Origin of the sequence: Nocardia aurantia (genome assembly GCF_009604425.1) — a bacterium.
Classification (GTDB): Bacteria; Actinomycetota; Actinomycetes; order Mycobacteriales; family Mycobacteriaceae; genus Nocardia; species Nocardia aurantia.
Window position 1 is genome coordinate 196275 of record NZ_WEGI01000014.1, and the last position, 14773, is coordinate 211047.

The following is a 14773-nucleotide window of genomic DNA, read 5'->3' on the forward strand; positions in this document are numbered from 1 at the left end:
CTCCCGCCGCCGCGCATCCTGGTACTGCTTGTGCCTGAATCCGGGCCCGCGGACCGCCCGACACTGTCGTCATGACAGACACCATCGAATTCGCACCCATCGGCCTGCTCACCGGAAAGGTCGTCCTCGTCACCGGCGCCAGCCGTGGCATCGGGGCCGCGGCGGGCCGATTGTTCGCCCGGGAGGGTGCGGCCGTCGTGCTCGCCGCCCGCGGGACCGACGCCCTCGACCGCCTCGTCAGCGAGATCCGCGCGGCGGGCGGCACCGCCGACGCCGTGCCCCTCGATCTCGCCGACCGCGCGAGCATCCGGGCCGCCGTCGACCGGGTCGCGGAGTTGCACGGCCGACTGGACGGCGCCTTCAACAACGGCGCCGCCATCCAGCAACCCGGCCCGCTCGACACGACCGCCGACGAAGACATCGATCAGCAGTTCGCCGTGAACTTCCGCGGGCACTGGACGGCGATGACCGCCGAGGCCGAACTCATGCGGCGCAACGGCGGCGGGGCGATCGTCAACACCTCGAGCATCGGCAGCCGCCGCGCGAACCCGGTCCTGCCCGCCTACGGCGCCATGAAGCGCGCACTCAACAGCATCACCGAATCCGCCGCGGTGACCTGGGCCGCCGACGGCATCCGGGTGAACGGGATCACCCCCGGTGGCACGGTCACCGAGATGATGCGGACATGGGAGGCCACAACCCCCGGCGTGATCGCGCGATTGACCACGGCCATCCCGCTCGGCCGGATGGCCGAACCACGCGAGGTCGCGGAGGCGGCCGCCTGGCTGCTCAGCGACCGCGCCTCGATGGTCACCGGCGCGATCGTCCCGGTCGACGGTGGTGCCGGAGCCTGAACCAACGGGCCCGCCGGGACCCGGCGGCGTCCACGCGGGATCGGCGCCGGTGCGTGATCAGGGAACGGCCGGCGACCACGAACACGGGTGCCCCCGGCGACCGGTGCCGCGTACGAACGCGGGTGGCCCGGCGACCGGTGCCGCGTGCGAGCGCGGTCAGCGGCACTGCTGCCGACCACCGTGACCATCGGGTGGCCGGTGTCACCGCAGGGTGAGAGGGGTTTCGGCGTCGATGTGGGTCAGCTTGTGCGGGTTGCGGACGAAGTAGAGACCCGTGATGAGGGTGTTCTCGATCCGCACCGCGATGACACCGTCGAGTTCCCCGTCGACGTGCAGCGCCAAGGCGGGGCCGCCGTTGATCGCGGCCGGTTCGACGGTGAGCGCGACATCGTGCTTGGTGAGGCCCCCGACCACGAATCGCGCCACCTTGTCCGCGCCGATGACGGGCAGCGGGGTGGCCTGCTTGATGCCGCCACCATCGCTGATCGCCACCACGTCGGGGGCGAGTACGTCGAGCAGTCCTTGCAGGTCCCGGGTCTCGAGCGCGCGCCGGAACGCCGCGACAGCCGCTTGTGCCTCGCGCGCGGTCACCGTGCGGCGCGGTCGGCGGCCTTCGACGTGACGGCGGGCGCGGTGGGCGATCTGGTGCACGGCGGCGGGAGATTTCTCCACCGCGGCCGCGATCTCGTCATAGCCCAACCCGAACGCTTCGCGCAGCACGAATACCGCTCGTTCGGTCGGGGTCAAGGTCTCGAGCACGACCATCAGGCCCATCGACACGCTTTCGGCGAGTTCCACATCGGCGGCCACATCCGGAGTGGTGAGCAGCGGCTCCGGAAGCCAGGAGCCCACGTACGCCTCCCGGCGGCGCTTCACCGCACGCAGCCGGTTGAGCGCCTGCCGCGTGGTGATCCGAACCAGGTAGGCGCGCGCGTCGTCGACGCGCGCCGCGTCGACGCCGACCCAGCGCAGCCAGGTTTCCTGCAGGACGTCGTCGGCGTCCACCGCGGATCCGAGCATCTCGTAGGCCACAGTGAACAGCAGATTGCGGTGCGCGACAAACGTTTCCGTCGCCGCGAGGGTGGTGTGGCCACTCATGAGTTCCTCTCCTGGACGAGAACAAGACACCCCATCGACGAAAATCCTGACATCCTGTGAAGCAGGTCACAGTTCCGTTCGGTCTGTGTGAGGGCTGTCAGGAAATCGCGACCGGCGGTGTCTCGTTCGGCAAGCACGCGAACCAGACTGGAGTCTCAATCATGAAGCACCGCATCGTCATTCTCGGCGCCGGATACGCCGGAGCCTTCTCCGCCACGTTCCTGGCCCGCAGGCTCCATCCCGGCGACTTCGAGATCACCGTGGTCAACGCCGAACCCGATTTCGTCGAGCGGCTGCGCCTGCATCAACTCGCCGCCGGGCAGGAGTTGCGCCACCGGCCGCTGACGAAGGTATTCGCGGGCACCGGCATCCAGCTGCGGCCGGCACGCGTCACCGGCATCGACGCCGAGCATCGGACCGTCACGGTCGCCGACGGCGACGGTGTCGACCGGCTCGAATACGACACGCTTCTCTATGCGCTCGGCAGCACCATCGCGGACCACGGCGTTCCCGGTGTCGACGAGCACGCCTACCATGTGGCGGCGCGACCGGCCGCGCTGCGCCTGCGGGCACGCCTGGACGAGCTGGACGAGGGCGGGCGGGTGCTGGTGGTCGGCGGCAATCTGACCGCGATCGAGACGGCCACCGAGCTCGCCGAATCCCGGCCGGGGCTTCGGATCGGACTCGTCACCCGCGGCGAACTCGGCGCCTGGCTGGGTCCCGAGGCCCGCCGTCACCTGCTGCGCGCCTTCGACCGGTTCGGTATCACGGTCCACGAGTACACCGCGATCGAGCGCGTCGAGAAGGCTGCGGCGATCGCCGCGGACGGCACCGCGCTCACCGCCGACGCGATTGTCTGGGTGGCCGGCTTCGCCGTCCACCCGATCGCTGCCGCCGGCGGTCTGCGGGTGGAATCCAACGGACAGATCACCGTCGACCGGCAGATGCGGTCGGTGTCCCACCCGAACGTCTACGCCGCCGGTGACAGCGTCTTCGTCATCGGCGACAACGGCCTGCCGTACCCGATGTCGTGTGCTTCGGCGGGACCCACCAGCAAGGCGGCGACGGCGGCGATCATCGGGGACCTGACCGGCCGCAAAGTCGCGCCGACCGCCTTCTCCCATCTCGGCAACCACATCAGCCTCGGCCGCAACGATGGGCTGTTCCAGCTGGTCGACGGGGACGGGCGAGCGAAGCCGGGAGCCCTGTGCGGACGGACGGCCGCGCGCGTCAAGTCGGCGATCATCAGTGCCGCCGCGTGGGCTGTGAGCCACCCGACCTTCGGAAAGCCGAATCACCGGTATCGCCTGGCCGTCACCCGAGAGCATGCACCCAGCCGGGCAGCCGGATAGGGAGTGCTCATGGACGCTGGCCGCCGGTAGCGTCCATCGCCGGCCGTGCTCGGCGACCGGGTCGTCATCAGCAGGCCGAGCACCCCGAACCGGCCGTAGCCGCCTCACCGGTCACCGAATAGGCAACGCCGGCAACGGATTCGCCGGATACTCCGCTGCCCCCGTGATCGCGGTCCGGCCGCGGACCCGGTCACAGCCTCAACGACGGCCGGTGCCCGTCCGAATCCGGCAGTGGTCCGGCCGGATCTGCCGGCGTTCGGGGCCGGATCGAGGCCGGGGCCGAATCCTGTTGTGGCGCATCGGCGGGATCCGCGTTCTGTGGTTCCGGTGCCGGTCGGCGGGGCAGCAGTAGCGGGCTGGCGAGGATCAGCAGGCCCGCGGCGGCGAGGGCGGTGCGGGGGGTGGTGGCGTCGGCGAGCAGGCCGGCCAGTGCGGTGCAGGTCGCGATGGCGGCCTGGCCGCCGATGGACCATGCCGAAAGTGTGCGCGCGACAAGGTGTTTCGGGGTGTGGGTCAGCCGGTAGGTGGCCAGGACCGGGGTGTAGAGGCTCATGCTGACGATGATCGCCAGTTCGACGGCGATCACCGTGAGCAACCCGATCACCCCCGGCCGGAGGAAGACCAGGCCGATCAGCCACACGACGCGCAGGGTGCCGACGATCCGGAACACGCGATGTTCGCCCCACCGCGCGACGACGATCCGGGCCAGCCGCGAACCGATGAGCCCGCCGACGCAGGGCGCGGCGAACGCGAGGCCGTACTGCCAGGGCGCGAAACCCAACTGCCGCACCATGATCACGGCCAGTAGTGGCTCGGTGGCCATGATCAGACCGCTGACCGTCAGGTTGTTGAGGTACAGCGCGCGCAGGCCGGAATGGCCGAAGATGTGCCGCCAGCCGTCCAGTACCTCACCGAGGCCGATCCGGCCCGTACCGGTTCGCTCCGGAGCCGGCTCCCGATCGCGGATCGCGAGGATCGCCAGTGCCGAGAGCAGGTAGCTGAGTCCGTCGGCCAGCACGGTGACCACGGGCCCGAGCAGGCCGATCGCCGCGCCGCCCAGTGGCGGGCCGATCGCGATGGAACTCCAGTTCGTGGACTCGAATCGGGCGTTGGCCACGAGCAGATCGTCCTTGTGGACCAGCGCCTTCAGGTAGGCCCCGCTCGCCGCGTTGAAGGCGATCTTGGCCGCGGCCACCGCGGCCGACACCACCAGCAACTGCGCGAAACCGAGCACGCCGAGGGCGTAGGCGATCGGCACGCTCGTCATGACCGCGCAGCGCAGCAGATCCATCGCGATCATGACCGGACGTTTGCGCCGGAACTCCACCCAGGGCGCGAGTGGCAGCGCGATCAGCGCGCCGACCGCGGGGCCCACCGCCGACAACGCCGACACCTGCGCCGGGCTCGCGTGCAACGCCAGTACGGCGATCAGCGGGAAGGCGCCGAAACCCAGCCCGGTGCCGTAGGCGCTGACCGCGTACGCTGCCCACAACCAGCCGAAGTTCCGCCCCAGGGATTCACTCGCCGCCACACACCGCACCCTTCTCGCCCAACACAACCCGTCGTTGAATCGCTACGCATCAAAGCAACGCCGACGTGCGGAATCAAACAACCGGGCGGGCGGCGTGCCACAACCGGTAGTTGTTCTCATAGGGTTCGCGGTATGGATCTCGACGCTGTGCGCACCTTCGTCGCCGTCGCCGACACCGGGCAGTTCCAGGAGGCCGCCGCCGCGTTGTCGCTCACCCAGCAGGCCGTCTCGAAGCGCATCGCGACGCTGGAGAAGGACCTCGCGGTGCGGCTGTTCACCCGCACCGCGCGCGGCGCCCGGCTCACGATCGACGGGCAGGCGTTCCTGCCGCACGCCCGCGAACTGCTGCGGGTGGCCGAGCGCGCGGACGCCTCGGTCCGGCCCGGCCGGCGAGCCCTGCGCATCGACGTCGTGAATCGGCGTATCGCCACCGCCGTTCTGCTGCAAGACTTCTACCGCACCCGGCCGGACCTGGAACTGGACGTGGTGACCCTGGACACCGACGTCGAGGGCGCGATCGCCGCGGTCGAGGCCGGGACGATCGACGCCACCTTCCACGGCGTACCGCCGCACCGGCAACTGCCCGAGGCGATCGCGGCGGCCCCCGCGGTCGAGGAGCCGCACGAACTGCTCGTCGGACCGCGGCACCCGCTGGCCGGCGCCCGGTCGGTCACGCCGGAACGGCTTGCGGGCCACCGCATCTGGATGCCCGGCCTCGCCGCTCGCGGTGAGGTGGCCGACTACTATGCCGAATTCGCCGCGGTGTTCGGCGTGACGATCGACATGCTCGGCCCGGTGTTCGGCAACGAGGCGCTGCTCGACGAGATCGCCGATTCCGCCGACCTGGCGACCCTGGTCGGCGCGAACTCGCGCTACATGTGGCCGGACAGCTATGATCTGCGTCGCATACCGATTCGCGATCCCAGCCCGATCTATCCGCTGTCGATGATCCGGCGCGTCGACAACCCGCACCCCGCCCTCGCCGAGCTCCGCGAATTCGTGGCGGCCCGGCGATCCGGTACCGCTCGTACCGCTGTCTGGCTGCCGTCCTGGACCCATCGCGCGAATTGATCGCCGAAGATTCAGGCGCCCAACGCAACTCGCGGTACACCGGCGACGGCTCCCCGAACCCGACCCAGGCTGCGTCTCGGCAACGACATCGGCGCAGCCCGGAGCATCCGACCGGAAGCCCGCATGCACCCGGCGGGTCGAGACCCGGAAGCCGTTGCAGGCGAGCGTGTCTCAGCGATGACGGCGGTGCACGACCTCCGGGCCGACGCCGCGGAGCACCTCCAGCGCCGCGTCCGTCCCGGAGCCGGGCGGTGGCGTGAACAGCCGCAGGCATTGGTCCGCCGCCCGGGTCTGCACCACCTCGTAGTCGAATTCGACGAGCCCGACCGAGGGATGGCGCACCCGCACCCGGCTGTCCCGCCGCACCGCGACCTCGTGCCGCTGCCAGTGTTCCGTGAATTCCGGGCTGGCCGTGGACAACCGGTCGATCAGGACGCTCGCGGACCGATCGTAGCCCCGCCGGGTCGCGGCGGCCCGGAGGTCCGCGACGTGCACCCGGTCGAGGCGCTCGTGTTCCTCGACGGGGTACGCCTCCCGGACGAACGGATCGGTGAACCAGCGCCACACGATGTTGCGATCGGGCTCCTCGATCGTGCACACGCAGCCGAAAAGCGCCTCCGCCAACGCATTCTGCGCGAGCAGATCGCCGATATCGGTGAGCAACTGGGCGGGGGTGTCACCCAGCCGATCGAGCAGATACCGCATGGCGGGCCGCACATCGTGCCCGGCACGCGCCCCTTCCGGCGGCCGATGCCCCGCCAGCAGATAGAGATGATCCCGTTCGTCCCCGGTCAGCCGCAGCGCCTGCGCGAGCGCGGACAGCAGCTGGGTCGAGGGCTGCGAACTACGCGCCTGCTCCAGCCGCATCACGTAATCCGCTGAGACGCCGGCCAATTGCGCCAGTTCCTCACGGCGCAATCCCGGTGTGCGCCGGCGCGGCCCCTCCGCCAGCCCGACCTCCCGCGGCCGCAACCGTTCCCGGGAACGGCGGAGGAAATCCGCGAGGCGTTCGCGATCCATGGTCACACTATCCGTCCTCGGCAGCGCGACCGGACCACAGCCGATGTGCGGCAACAGAACTCATCCCGCCAGCTCGCCACAGCCCGTCCAGAGCGCACCGGTGGATCGGCCCGCCGGTGGTTCGGCGGCAGCCCTCGGGTGTCGAAACCCGGCTCATCGCTCGGCCGCCGCACGCCGCCGCTCGCGCAGGGCGCGCACCCGCCCTCGGCTGGCGCACGCCGGCGACGGGCACCACCGACGCCGCCCGCCCGCATTGACGAACACCGCGCGGCAATCACATTCGGGACAGACGGCGAGATCGTCGCGTTCGGGCCCGGTGAGATGATCGACGGCCTGCCGGGCGATGCGCGCCAGCGCCACGGACGTGGTCGCCGGAGCCGACCGCAACAGCCGATCGGCGGCGATCAGCTGCATCGGTTCCGGTTCGGTGCCGAGGTAGCATTGAAGGGCCGCAACACTTTCCGGCTCCGGCGGGGTACCGCCCGCCACAGCCAGCGCCACCGGCCGCAGCGTCTCCCGCAATTCCCGGGCCGCCCGCACGTCGGCGTCGGTCGGTTCGGCCAGGGGCCTCAGCCCGCTGTGCTCCAGCCATGTGGCCAACCGCCGCGGATCGGCGATACGTTCGATCGGATCGGCGCCGAAGGTGCGCCCGCTGGTGGCCAGCAGGTTCAGCCACGTGGCGCCGAGGTCGAAGCGAAACGCCAGCCGGTCATCGGTCACCGGCCCATTGTAACGATGCAGTCGTTACCGGTGCCGTCGCGGGATCGAACGTGTTCACCTCAGGCCGCCACGCGGGCGCCGAGCACGTCGAGATAGTGCTGGTTGTACATGAAGGCGAGGATGTTGCCGAACGGGTCGGTGACGGAGGCCGTGACGAATCCCGGTCCGCGGTCGGTGGGTGCCTCGTGCACGGTGGCGCCGAGCGCGAGCAGCCGGTCCAGGGTGGCCTCGACGTCGTCGACGTGCCAATACACCACGGCGCCGGCGGGTGTGCCGTCGTGCCCGTGAGCGGCGAACCGGGCGTCGACGATGCCGAGCTCGTGCTGGTGATCGCCGAGCCGGAACTCGACGTAGACCGGAGCGCCGTGCATGTCGCGGGCGAAATAGGCTGCTGTGCCGAGGAATTCGGCGTACCAGTCGCGCGCGGCCGCGACGTCGGTGGCGAAGAGGTTGACGGTGGTGAGTCCACGCAACATGGGATGTCCTTTTCTCGGTCCGGCTGACAGGAACCATGCTCGTCGCGAAAGTGCTCAACAACTGAGCACTTTTCGGCGGATACTTTTCTCGTGCGCGCTGATCGTTTGGTGGCAGTTCTGTTGTTGATGCAGTCGCGCGGCCGCGTGACCGCCGCCGAGGTCGCGCGGGAGTTGGAGGTGTCGGTGGCGACGGCGCGCCGAGACCTCGAGGCCTTGTCGACGGCCGGGATCCCGGTGTACCCGCAGGCCGGTCGGGGTGGTGGGTGGTCGCTCGTCGGCGGGGCGCGGACGGATCTGTCGGGGTTGTCGGAGGGTGAGGCGCGGGCGTTGTTCCTGCTGCTCGGCCCCGCGGCGGGGTCGGCCGAGGCCAAGGGCGCCTTGCGGAAGTTGGTGCAGGCGCTGCCGCGCACCTTCCGCGCGGACGCCGTGGCCGCGGCGGAGGCGACCGTGGTGGACGACCGCCGGTGGGGTGAGCAGGACCGGGACCGGCCGCCCATGGTGGCCGAATTGCAGACCGCCGTGATCCGGCGACGGAAAGTCCGGGTGAGCTACGCCAACCACGCGGGCAAGCGCAGCGAATGGTTGCTCGACCCCCTCGGCCTGGTGGACAAGAACGCCACCTGGTACCTGGTGGCGGGCAGCGACCGAGGCCGGCGGACCTTCCGGGTGGACCGGATCCTCTCGATGCGATCCACCGACGAAATCGCCCGGCGGCCGGATGATTTCACGCTGGAGCAGGCGTGGGACGAGGTCGTCGGCGAGATGGAGGAACGCAGGTCACGGCTGTGGGCGACGGTCATCGTTCCCGGGCGCTACGCCTACGTTCTGCGCGATCAGTTCGGTCGCCATGTCGAACAGGTCGGCCCGGTGGACGCCGAACAGGTGCGGGTACGTGTCGGCGCCCCGACCGCACTCGACATCGCCCGGCACCTGGCAGGCTGGGGCACGATGATCGACGTCACGGAACCCGAGCCCGTCCGCGCCGAACTCGCGCGGATCGGCGCCGAACTGTCCGCCCGGTACCGCTGACCGGCGCCGCATCCGGGGTCAGGGCCGGGCCGTCGCGGCCGATCACGACCTGTTGCCGCGGTGGCCTTCGAGAATGTGGGCATAGGGATCGTCGTCGGCGCTCACTTGTTCCGGCATCGGATAGTAGGTCTTGATCAGCAGGTTGCCTTCGTGATCCCACGCGAAGGTCTCGATGCTGTGGACCATGATCACGTCGTCACCGGTGCCGAATCGGTTCTCACACACCCAGGCCATCTCGTCACCGTTGACCTGCACGGTCAGCATGGTGATCCGCAGCAGGTGCTGGAACAGATCCCACGCGTGGGTGGTGACGGTGTCGAAACCGGTTTTCTCCTCCGTGCCGACCGGATCGAACAGGCGCACGTCGGCCGGGATGATGGTACGCCACGAGGCCACCCATTCGTCCTTGCGGCCGGCGTTCCACAACTCGGCATGCTTCGCCGCATGAGCCAGCCGTGCTTCGCGGGTGGGAACTTTCGTCATGGTCGAGCCTTTCTTCCCGTCCCGGCAGACGACCCCACGCCACCAGCCGGTCGGACACTAGAATAGACACCTGTCCGTAACTGACTCAACCATCGAGCGCACGACACCCTCAGGCCCCGCGCAGCGGCGCATCCGATCCTCAGGCGCGGATGTTCTCCAGGTCGTCGAGCAGACCGGGGTGCTTCGGCTGCCAGCCGAGGGTTTCGCGGGTGTAGGTGCCGGAGGCCGGCTGGTCCATCGCGAAGATCGGGCCGAACGGGCCGAAATCCTCGGCCGGGACGGACTCGACCGGCAGGCCCAGCCGGCGCCCGATGACGGCGGCGATGTCGCGCACCGCGTCTCCCTCGTCGGCGACGGCGTGCCAGGACGTCCCCGCCGGCGCCGACTCGAGGGCGAGCCGGAACAGCACCGCCGCGTCCAGGGCGTGCACGGCGGGCCAGCGCTGGGTGCCGTCGCCGGGATAACCCGCGACGCCCGTGCGGCGCGCCCGGTCGGTCAGCAGGCCGGCGAATCCGCCCTTGCCCTCGTTGTGCACGGTGCGCGGCATCCGGACCGCCGTGGCGCGCACACCGCGCGAGGCCAGTTCCAGCAGCGCGCCGACCGATCGGGCGCGGCCCGCGACGGGTCCCTCGGCCGGTAGCGGATCGCTTTCCACGGACATGCGGCCCGGCACCCACGGCGTGCCCGAGACGGCGACGATCGGGCGATCGCTCCCGATCAGCTCGTCGCCCAGCGCGGCCAGGGCGGCGCTCTCCTCGGCGATGGCCCGCACGAGCCCGTCCGCGTCGCCGTGGTGGTCGAAGGCGAGGCTGATCACGCCGTCGGACCGCGCCGCACCGGCGCGCAGAGCGTCGAGATCGGCGATCGAGCCGCGCAGCACCTCGGCGCCGACGTCCGTGAGCGTTCTCGCCGAGGCGTCCGAACGCGCCAGCGCGAGCACGGTGTGCCCGCTACCGAGCAGTTCGGAAATGACGGCGGAGCCGATCGTGCCGGTTCCGCCTGTGACGAAGACATGCATGGGAGTTCTCCAGGAAGGTGATGGGACTGTTGTCTCATCACCGTAGCAGAGGGATGGGACACGTGTCGCATCACTCTGCTACGGTACCGGCATGGCTCGATGGGAACCCGGAGCGCGCGAACGCATGGTCGTCGCGGCCGTGGACCTGTTCATTGAACAGGGCTACGACGTCACCACCGTGGCGCAGATCGCCGAACGCGCCGGCGTCACCCGCAGTACCTTCTTCCGGCACTTCTCCGACAAGCGCGATGTCCTGGTCGCGGGGCAGGCGACCCTGAGTCATCTGCTCGCCGAGGGGATCGAGCAGGCCCCCGCGAGCGCCGGCCCCCTGGAGGCGGTGGCCGCCGGCCTGGAGCGCGCCTCGAACGAAATGGGCCCGCTGAACCGGGAACTCGGCCCCCGGCTGAAGGCCGCCGTCGCGGCCAGCGCCGAACTCCGGGAACGGGACGCACTCAAGCACATCGGGCTCGCCGACGCGATGACCACCGCGCTCCTCGCCCGCGGCGTCCCCGAGCCGGCCGCCCATCTCGCGGCCGAGATGGGGGTTCTCGCGTTCAAGCGCGGCTATGCCCGCTGGTCCGAAACAGACTCCGGCACAACCGGTCTCGCACCGTACACGGTGGCCGCCCTGGCGGAACTGCGGGCCGCCGGCGCGGCGCTGGGCTGACCCGCACCGCGAATTCCCCGGGCCGGGAGGCGATTCGCCGCCGCTCCGCGGCTTCCGGCCGCCGGTGGCACCGGTCGCGATTCAGGCCCGCGGACCCTCGTCGGCGGCCGGCTCGACGAAGGTCCACATCCGGGTGATCCGCCCGTCGGCCACGGTGGCGATATCGGTCCCGCGGGCCTGCGCGACATCGTCGGCGCCGCGCAGCTCCCAGGCGATCCGGCCGAGATCGCCGACCGCCGAGGGCGCGCCCGCCGCGGCGAAGTGCGACCGCGGGAACATGGTCAGCACCCGTTCTGCCGCGGCGTCGATGCCGGCGTGGCCGGTGACGGTGCCCTCATGGTCGGTGAATTGCGCGTCGGGCGTGAACAACTCGGCGATCACCGCGCGCCGAACGTCGCCGTCTCGTTCGCCGAACACCTCGAACAGGTTGCGCCGCACGAGTTCACCGATCCGGTCCTCGGTCGTCACGGTCGATCCTCCACTGTCGCTGGGTGACCGGCCGCGAGCATCGCCACAGCGGAGTCGGCGATCGCGCGCAGCGCGGGTTCGGAATGGCCGGCGCGGCCGAGCGCCTCGATGCCGCGCAGGACGGCGAGCAGCAGCGCGCCGCCGGCGCCGGGGTCGAGATCCGAGCGCGCGTCGCCGGCGGCCTGCGCGGCGCGCAGGCATTCGGTCAGCGCCTGCTCGTAGATCCGGTAGGCGGCCGCCGAGATCCGCGCCACGTCGGGATCCCGGTCGGCGAGTTCCGCGGTGGCCTTGGCCAGCAGGCAGCCGCGGCGCGAGGCCACCGGGTCGGCGGTCTTCCCGCGGAGATGACGCCGCAACCGCGCGAACGCCTCCCGATCGGCGCCCGCCAACTCGGTGCGCACCGCGGCCATCTCCTCGTCGCAATACTGCTCGAACGCCCGCAGGAACAGTCCGTGCTTGTCACCGAACGCCCCGTACAGACTGCTGCGGGGCAGTCCGGTCGCCGCGGTGAGCTGCTCGACGGAGGTCGCGGTGTAGCCATGGTCGTGGAACGTCTCGCGGGCATGCCGCGCGACGGTCGACTCGTCGAAGGTTCTCGGTCTGGCCACGCTCACCAGCCTATCAGTTTTGGAATGAACGTTCCTGATATCGTGTTGCAAGATCGGGAACGAACATTCCATAACTCGTGAGGAGCGGCACATGAGCACGACCCTGGACGGCAAGGTAGCGGTCGTCACCGGCGCGACCAGCGGCATCGGCCTGGCCATCGCCCAGCGCTTCGCCGCGGAGGGTGCGCGGTTGTTCATCACCGGGCGGCGCCCGGAGGCGCTGCGGGCCGCGGTCGAGCAGATCGGCGGCGACGTGACGGGCGTGCGCGCCGACGCCGCGGTCCCCGCGGACCTCGACGCGCTCTACGCGACCGTGCGGGAACAGGCCGGTCACATCGACGCGCTGGTCGCGAACGCGGGCGGCGGGACCTTCGTCCCGCTCGGCGAGATCACCGAGGAGCACTATCACGAGACCTTCGACGCGAACGTCAAGGGCACCCTGTTCACCGTGCAGGGCGCGCTGCCACTGCTGGTGGACGGCGCCTCCGTCGTCCTGATGAGCTCGACCACGTCCGTCCTGGGCGGAGCGGCCTTCAGCGTCTACGCCGCCTCCAAGGCCGCGATCCGGAACTTCGCGCGCAGTTGGGCCCTGGATCTGAAGGACCGTCACGTCCGCGTCAACGCGCTCGCCCCGGGACCGACACGGACGCCGGGCCTGCTCGGCCTGGTTCCCGACGATCAGCAGCAGGGCCTGCTCGACAACCTCGCGGGTGACGTCCCGCTCGGACGCGTGGCCGATCCGGCCGAGATCGCCGGTGCCGCTCTGTTTCTCGTCTCACCGGACGCGTCCTTCGTCAACGGCACCGAGCTCTTCGCCGACGGCGGGCAGGCCCAGGTCTGACGGGGTGTCCGGCCCGGTGGAATCTCAGTCGAGATGGCGCAGTTCCGGCCACATCTGCGCCCAGCTGCCGTGTGGTGCGCGGCAGCGGTAGATGGCGGCGTGGTCGGAGGTCTCCTCGTTCGACAGCCTGTCCGGCAGGGTGATCGGGGCCAGCACCGTGACATCCGACCAGAAGCGGCGCAGATAGGTCGCCTCGAACTCGCCCACGCAGAGCGCGGTGTCCGGGGTGCCGGGCGGTGGTCCCCACAGCAGATAATTGTTGTGGGCGCTCACGACCGGATTGCGCAGCCCGCGTGGCGGTCCGAGCAGCTCGAGCGCTCCGGCCTCGCCGTAGTTGCTGGTGAAAATCGGTGTGCCGGGCGGTAATTCGGCCACCGCGCGGATCACTTGATCGGTGTATCCGGGCCAGCCGTAGGTCTCCATCGGCTCCGGGTCGACCGAGCGCAGCGCCGACGAGACGGCCGAGGTGAGGACCGGCAGCCCGATCAGCACCGCGGCCAGTCCGCACGCCACCATCGCGATCGGCCACGCGACCCGCCCGGCGTCCTTCGCCTCGACGCGCACGGCTCCGGCGGCGAACAGGCCGACCAGCACGGGGGCGAGGTAGTACCCCTTGCCGCCACCGGCGGTGAACAGCACCAGCGCCACCACCGCGACCACCAGCAACCAGCGGTGTTCCCGCCCGTCCGCCGACCACAGCCGCCGCACCCCGGCCACCCAGAGCACCACCAGGGGAGGCCCGGCCAGGAGCAGCAGCGTCACCGGCAACTCGGCCGCCGAGCCGAGGACTCCGCCCTGCTTCTCGGACAACCGCTGCGCCATATGCACATTCGCCCATTCGTGGCGCGCGTCCCAGATCAGATTCGGCACGGCAAGCAGCCCCGCGACGCCACCGGCCAGCCAGGGGCCCGGGCCGCGCAGAACCTCCCGGCGGAGCATGACCAGGCCCGCCACGATGCCGAGCAACAATACGGCCAGGGTGTTCTTGTTCTCCAGGCCGATTCCGGCGACGAACCCGGCGGACAGCCACGCGCCGAGGGTGCCGCGGCGCAGCGCCCGCGCCACCAGCACCAGCACGGCCGCCCAGGCCAGCTGATCCAGCACGGTGGTGCCGAACAGCATCGAGCCCGCGACGAACACCGGCGAGGCGGCGACGGCCCCCGCGGCGAGCACCTGCGCGCGGCGCCGGCCGCCGAACTCCGCGGCCAGCACCGCCGCCAGCAGCACGCACCCGACCTGCGCCGCGATCGCCAGGATCCGCAGCGGCAGCACACCACCGGGCAGGGCGGCCGCGGCGCGGGCCAGCAGGGGAGCGAGCGGCGGCTGATCGACGTAACCCCAGTCCGGATGCCGTCCGCAGATCACGTAGTAGAACTCGTCGCGGTGCCAGCCGAACCGGGCGGCGATCGCCAGATGCACGAGGCCGGTCACGGCGGCCACCAGCACAACCGGCCGCCAGTGCGGCGATGGACGGTCCAGGAGTTCGCCGCGTCGGGTGTTCGGTTCGGGGAGTTCGGGTTTCGTCATCGAGCCGGCA

The 14773-nt window shown here is 70.8% G+C and carries 16 protein-coding genes; 6 read left to right on the forward strand and 10 right to left on the reverse strand.

Annotated elements, in window-relative coordinates; all coding sequences use genetic code 11:
* The first annotated feature begins 71 nt into the window (after positions 1 to 71).
* Positions 72 to 854 carry an SDR family NAD(P)-dependent oxidoreductase gene (locus NRB56_RS30685; protein ID WP_153347811.1) on the forward strand — a complete coding sequence of 261 codons (783 nt, stop codon included), beginning with the start codon at positions 72 to 74 and terminating at the stop codon, positions 852 to 854.
* A gap of 201 nt (positions 855 to 1055) precedes the next feature.
* Here NRB56_RS30685 and NRB56_RS30690 read toward each other — a convergent pair whose 3' ends face one another.
* Positions 1056 to 1952, reverse strand: coding sequence for an RNA polymerase sigma-70 factor (locus NRB56_RS30690; RefSeq protein ID WP_153347812.1), 897 nt, complete (start codon positions 1950 to 1952; stop codon positions 1056 to 1058).
* Between the two features lie 161 nt (positions 1953 to 2113).
* Between NRB56_RS30690 and NRB56_RS30695 the strand changes: the two genes are divergently transcribed.
* Entirely contained in the window at positions 2114 to 3304 is a 1191-nt protein-coding gene (locus NRB56_RS30695) for an NAD(P)/FAD-dependent oxidoreductase (protein WP_153347813.1), read from the forward strand.
* A gap of 190 nt (positions 3305 to 3494) precedes the next feature.
* Here the strand turns inward: NRB56_RS30695 and NRB56_RS30700 are convergent, their stop codons facing one another.
* Positions 3495 to 4835: an MFS transporter gene (locus NRB56_RS30700; protein ID WP_319943773.1), complete on the reverse strand. Its 1341-nt coding sequence runs from the start codon at positions 4833 to 4835 to the stop codon at positions 3495 to 3497.
* Positions 4836 to 4967: 132 nt separating this feature from the next.
* On the opposite strand from NRB56_RS30700, the gene NRB56_RS30705 reads away from it, so the two are divergent.
* Positions 4968 to 5906 (forward strand): LysR family transcriptional regulator, encoded by a 939-nt coding sequence (locus NRB56_RS30705; RefSeq protein WP_153347814.1) that lies wholly within the window; start codon positions 4968 to 4970, stop codon positions 5904 to 5906.
* Positions 5907 to 6077: 171 nt separating this feature from the next.
* Here NRB56_RS30705 and NRB56_RS30710 read toward each other — a convergent pair whose 3' ends face one another.
* The 3 genes from NRB56_RS30710 to NRB56_RS30720 all read right to left on the reverse strand — a co-directional run bounded on the left by NRB56_RS30710 (position 6078) and on the right by NRB56_RS30720 (position 8122).
* A complete protein-coding gene (locus NRB56_RS30710) occupies positions 6078 to 6926 on the reverse strand; it encodes a helix-turn-helix transcriptional regulator (RefSeq protein ID WP_153347815.1) in 849 nt (282 codons plus the stop codon).
* A gap of 153 nt (positions 6927 to 7079) precedes the next feature.
* Positions 7080 to 7646 (reverse strand): CGNR zinc finger domain-containing protein, encoded by a 567-nt coding sequence (locus tag NRB56_RS30715; protein ID WP_319943774.1) that lies wholly within the window; start codon positions 7644 to 7646, stop codon positions 7080 to 7082.
* A gap of 59 nt (positions 7647 to 7705) precedes the next feature.
* On the reverse strand, positions 7706 to 8122 hold the full coding sequence (locus tag NRB56_RS30720; protein ID WP_153347817.1) for a VOC family protein: 417 nt from the start codon (positions 8120 to 8122) through the stop codon (positions 7706 to 7708).
* A gap of 90 nt (positions 8123 to 8212) precedes the next feature.
* On the opposite strand from NRB56_RS30720, the gene NRB56_RS30725 reads away from it, so the two are divergent.
* Entirely contained in the window at positions 8213 to 9151 is a 939-nt protein-coding gene (locus NRB56_RS30725; RefSeq protein WP_319943775.1) for a helix-turn-helix transcriptional regulator, read from the forward strand.
* A gap of 42 nt (positions 9152 to 9193) precedes the next feature.
* Here NRB56_RS30725 and NRB56_RS30730 read toward each other — a convergent pair whose 3' ends face one another.
* Positions 9194 to 9634, reverse strand: a complete 441-nt coding sequence (locus tag NRB56_RS30730) for a hypothetical protein (RefSeq protein ID WP_153347818.1) — start codon at positions 9632 to 9634, stop codon at positions 9194 to 9196.
* 139 nt (positions 9635 to 9773) lie between these two features.
* The gene (locus tag NRB56_RS30735; RefSeq protein WP_153347819.1) at positions 9774 to 10652 is read right to left on the reverse strand and encodes an SDR family oxidoreductase; all 879 of its coding nucleotides are present in this window, start codon (positions 10650 to 10652) and stop codon (positions 9774 to 9776) included.
* A gap of 91 nt (positions 10653 to 10743) precedes the next feature.
* Here NRB56_RS30735 and NRB56_RS30740 point away from each other — a divergent pair, with 91 nt between their 5' ends.
* Positions 10744 to 11319 carry a TetR/AcrR family transcriptional regulator gene (locus NRB56_RS30740; protein ID WP_153347820.1) on the forward strand — a complete coding sequence of 192 codons (576 nt, stop codon included), beginning with the start codon at positions 10744 to 10746 and terminating at the stop codon, positions 11317 to 11319.
* 81 nt (positions 11320 to 11400) lie between these two features.
* Here NRB56_RS30740 and NRB56_RS30745 read toward each other — a convergent pair whose 3' ends face one another.
* Both NRB56_RS30745 and NRB56_RS30750 read right to left on the reverse strand, forming a co-directional pair.
* The gene (locus NRB56_RS30745; RefSeq protein WP_153347821.1) at positions 11401 to 11787 is read right to left on the reverse strand and encodes a nuclear transport factor 2 family protein; all 387 of its coding nucleotides are present in this window, start codon (positions 11785 to 11787) and stop codon (positions 11401 to 11403) included.
* Positions 11784 to 12395: a TetR/AcrR family transcriptional regulator gene (locus NRB56_RS30750; RefSeq protein ID WP_319943776.1), complete on the reverse strand. Its 612-nt coding sequence runs from the start codon at positions 12393 to 12395 to the stop codon at positions 11784 to 11786. Before NRB56_RS30750 ends, NRB56_RS30745 begins: the two co-directional genes overlap by 4 nt.
* Before the next feature lie 91 nt (positions 12396 to 12486).
* Here NRB56_RS30750 and NRB56_RS30755 point away from each other — a divergent pair, with 91 nt between their 5' ends.
* Positions 12487 to 13236 (forward strand): SDR family NAD(P)-dependent oxidoreductase, encoded by a 750-nt coding sequence (locus tag NRB56_RS30755; RefSeq protein WP_153347823.1) that lies wholly within the window; start codon positions 12487 to 12489, stop codon positions 13234 to 13236.
* Between the two features lie 24 nt (positions 13237 to 13260).
* Here the strand turns inward: NRB56_RS30755 and NRB56_RS30760 are convergent, their stop codons facing one another.
* Positions 13261 to 14763 (reverse strand): glycosyltransferase family 39 protein, encoded by a 1503-nt coding sequence (locus tag NRB56_RS30760; RefSeq protein WP_153347824.1) that lies wholly within the window; start codon positions 14761 to 14763, stop codon positions 13261 to 13263.
* Positions 14764 to 14773: the final 10 nt, after the last annotated feature.

Bases quoted from the DNA above. Each gene is read 5' to 3' on its own strand.
- NRB56_RS30685 (WP_153347811.1), top strand. From the start codon at position 72: ATGACAGACACCATCGAATTCGCACCCATCGGCCTGCTCACCGGAAAG.
- NRB56_RS30690 (WP_153347812.1), bottom strand. From the start codon at position 1,952: ATGAGTGGCCACACCACCCTCGCGGCGACGGAAACGTTTGTCGCGCAC.
- NRB56_RS30695 (WP_153347813.1), top strand. From the start codon at position 2,114: ATGAAGCACCGCATCGTCATTCTCGGCGCCGGATACGCCGGAGCCTTC.
- NRB56_RS30705 (WP_153347814.1), top strand. From the start codon at position 4,968: ATGGATCTCGACGCTGTGCGCACCTTCGTCGCCGTCGCCGACACCGGG.
- NRB56_RS30710 (WP_153347815.1), bottom strand. From the start codon at position 6,926: ATGGATCGCGAACGCCTCGCGGATTTCCTCCGCCGTTCCCGGGAACGG.
- NRB56_RS30720 (WP_153347817.1), bottom strand. From the start codon at position 8,122: ATGTTGCGTGGACTCACCACCGTCAACCTCTTCGCCACCGACGTCGCG.
- NRB56_RS30730 (WP_153347818.1), bottom strand. From the start codon at position 9,634: ATGACGAAAGTTCCCACCCGCGAAGCACGGCTGGCTCATGCGGCGAAG.
- NRB56_RS30735 (WP_153347819.1), bottom strand. From the start codon at position 10,652: ATGCATGTCTTCGTCACAGGCGGAACCGGCACGATCGGCTCCGCCGTC.
- NRB56_RS30740 (WP_153347820.1), top strand. From the start codon at position 10,744: ATGGCTCGATGGGAACCCGGAGCGCGCGAACGCATGGTCGTCGCGGCC.
- NRB56_RS30755 (WP_153347823.1), top strand. From the start codon at position 12,487: ATGAGCACGACCCTGGACGGCAAGGTAGCGGTCGTCACCGGCGCGACC.
- NRB56_RS30760 (WP_153347824.1), bottom strand. From the start codon at position 14,763: ATGACGAAACCCGAACTCCCCGAACCGAACACCCGACGCGGCGAACTC.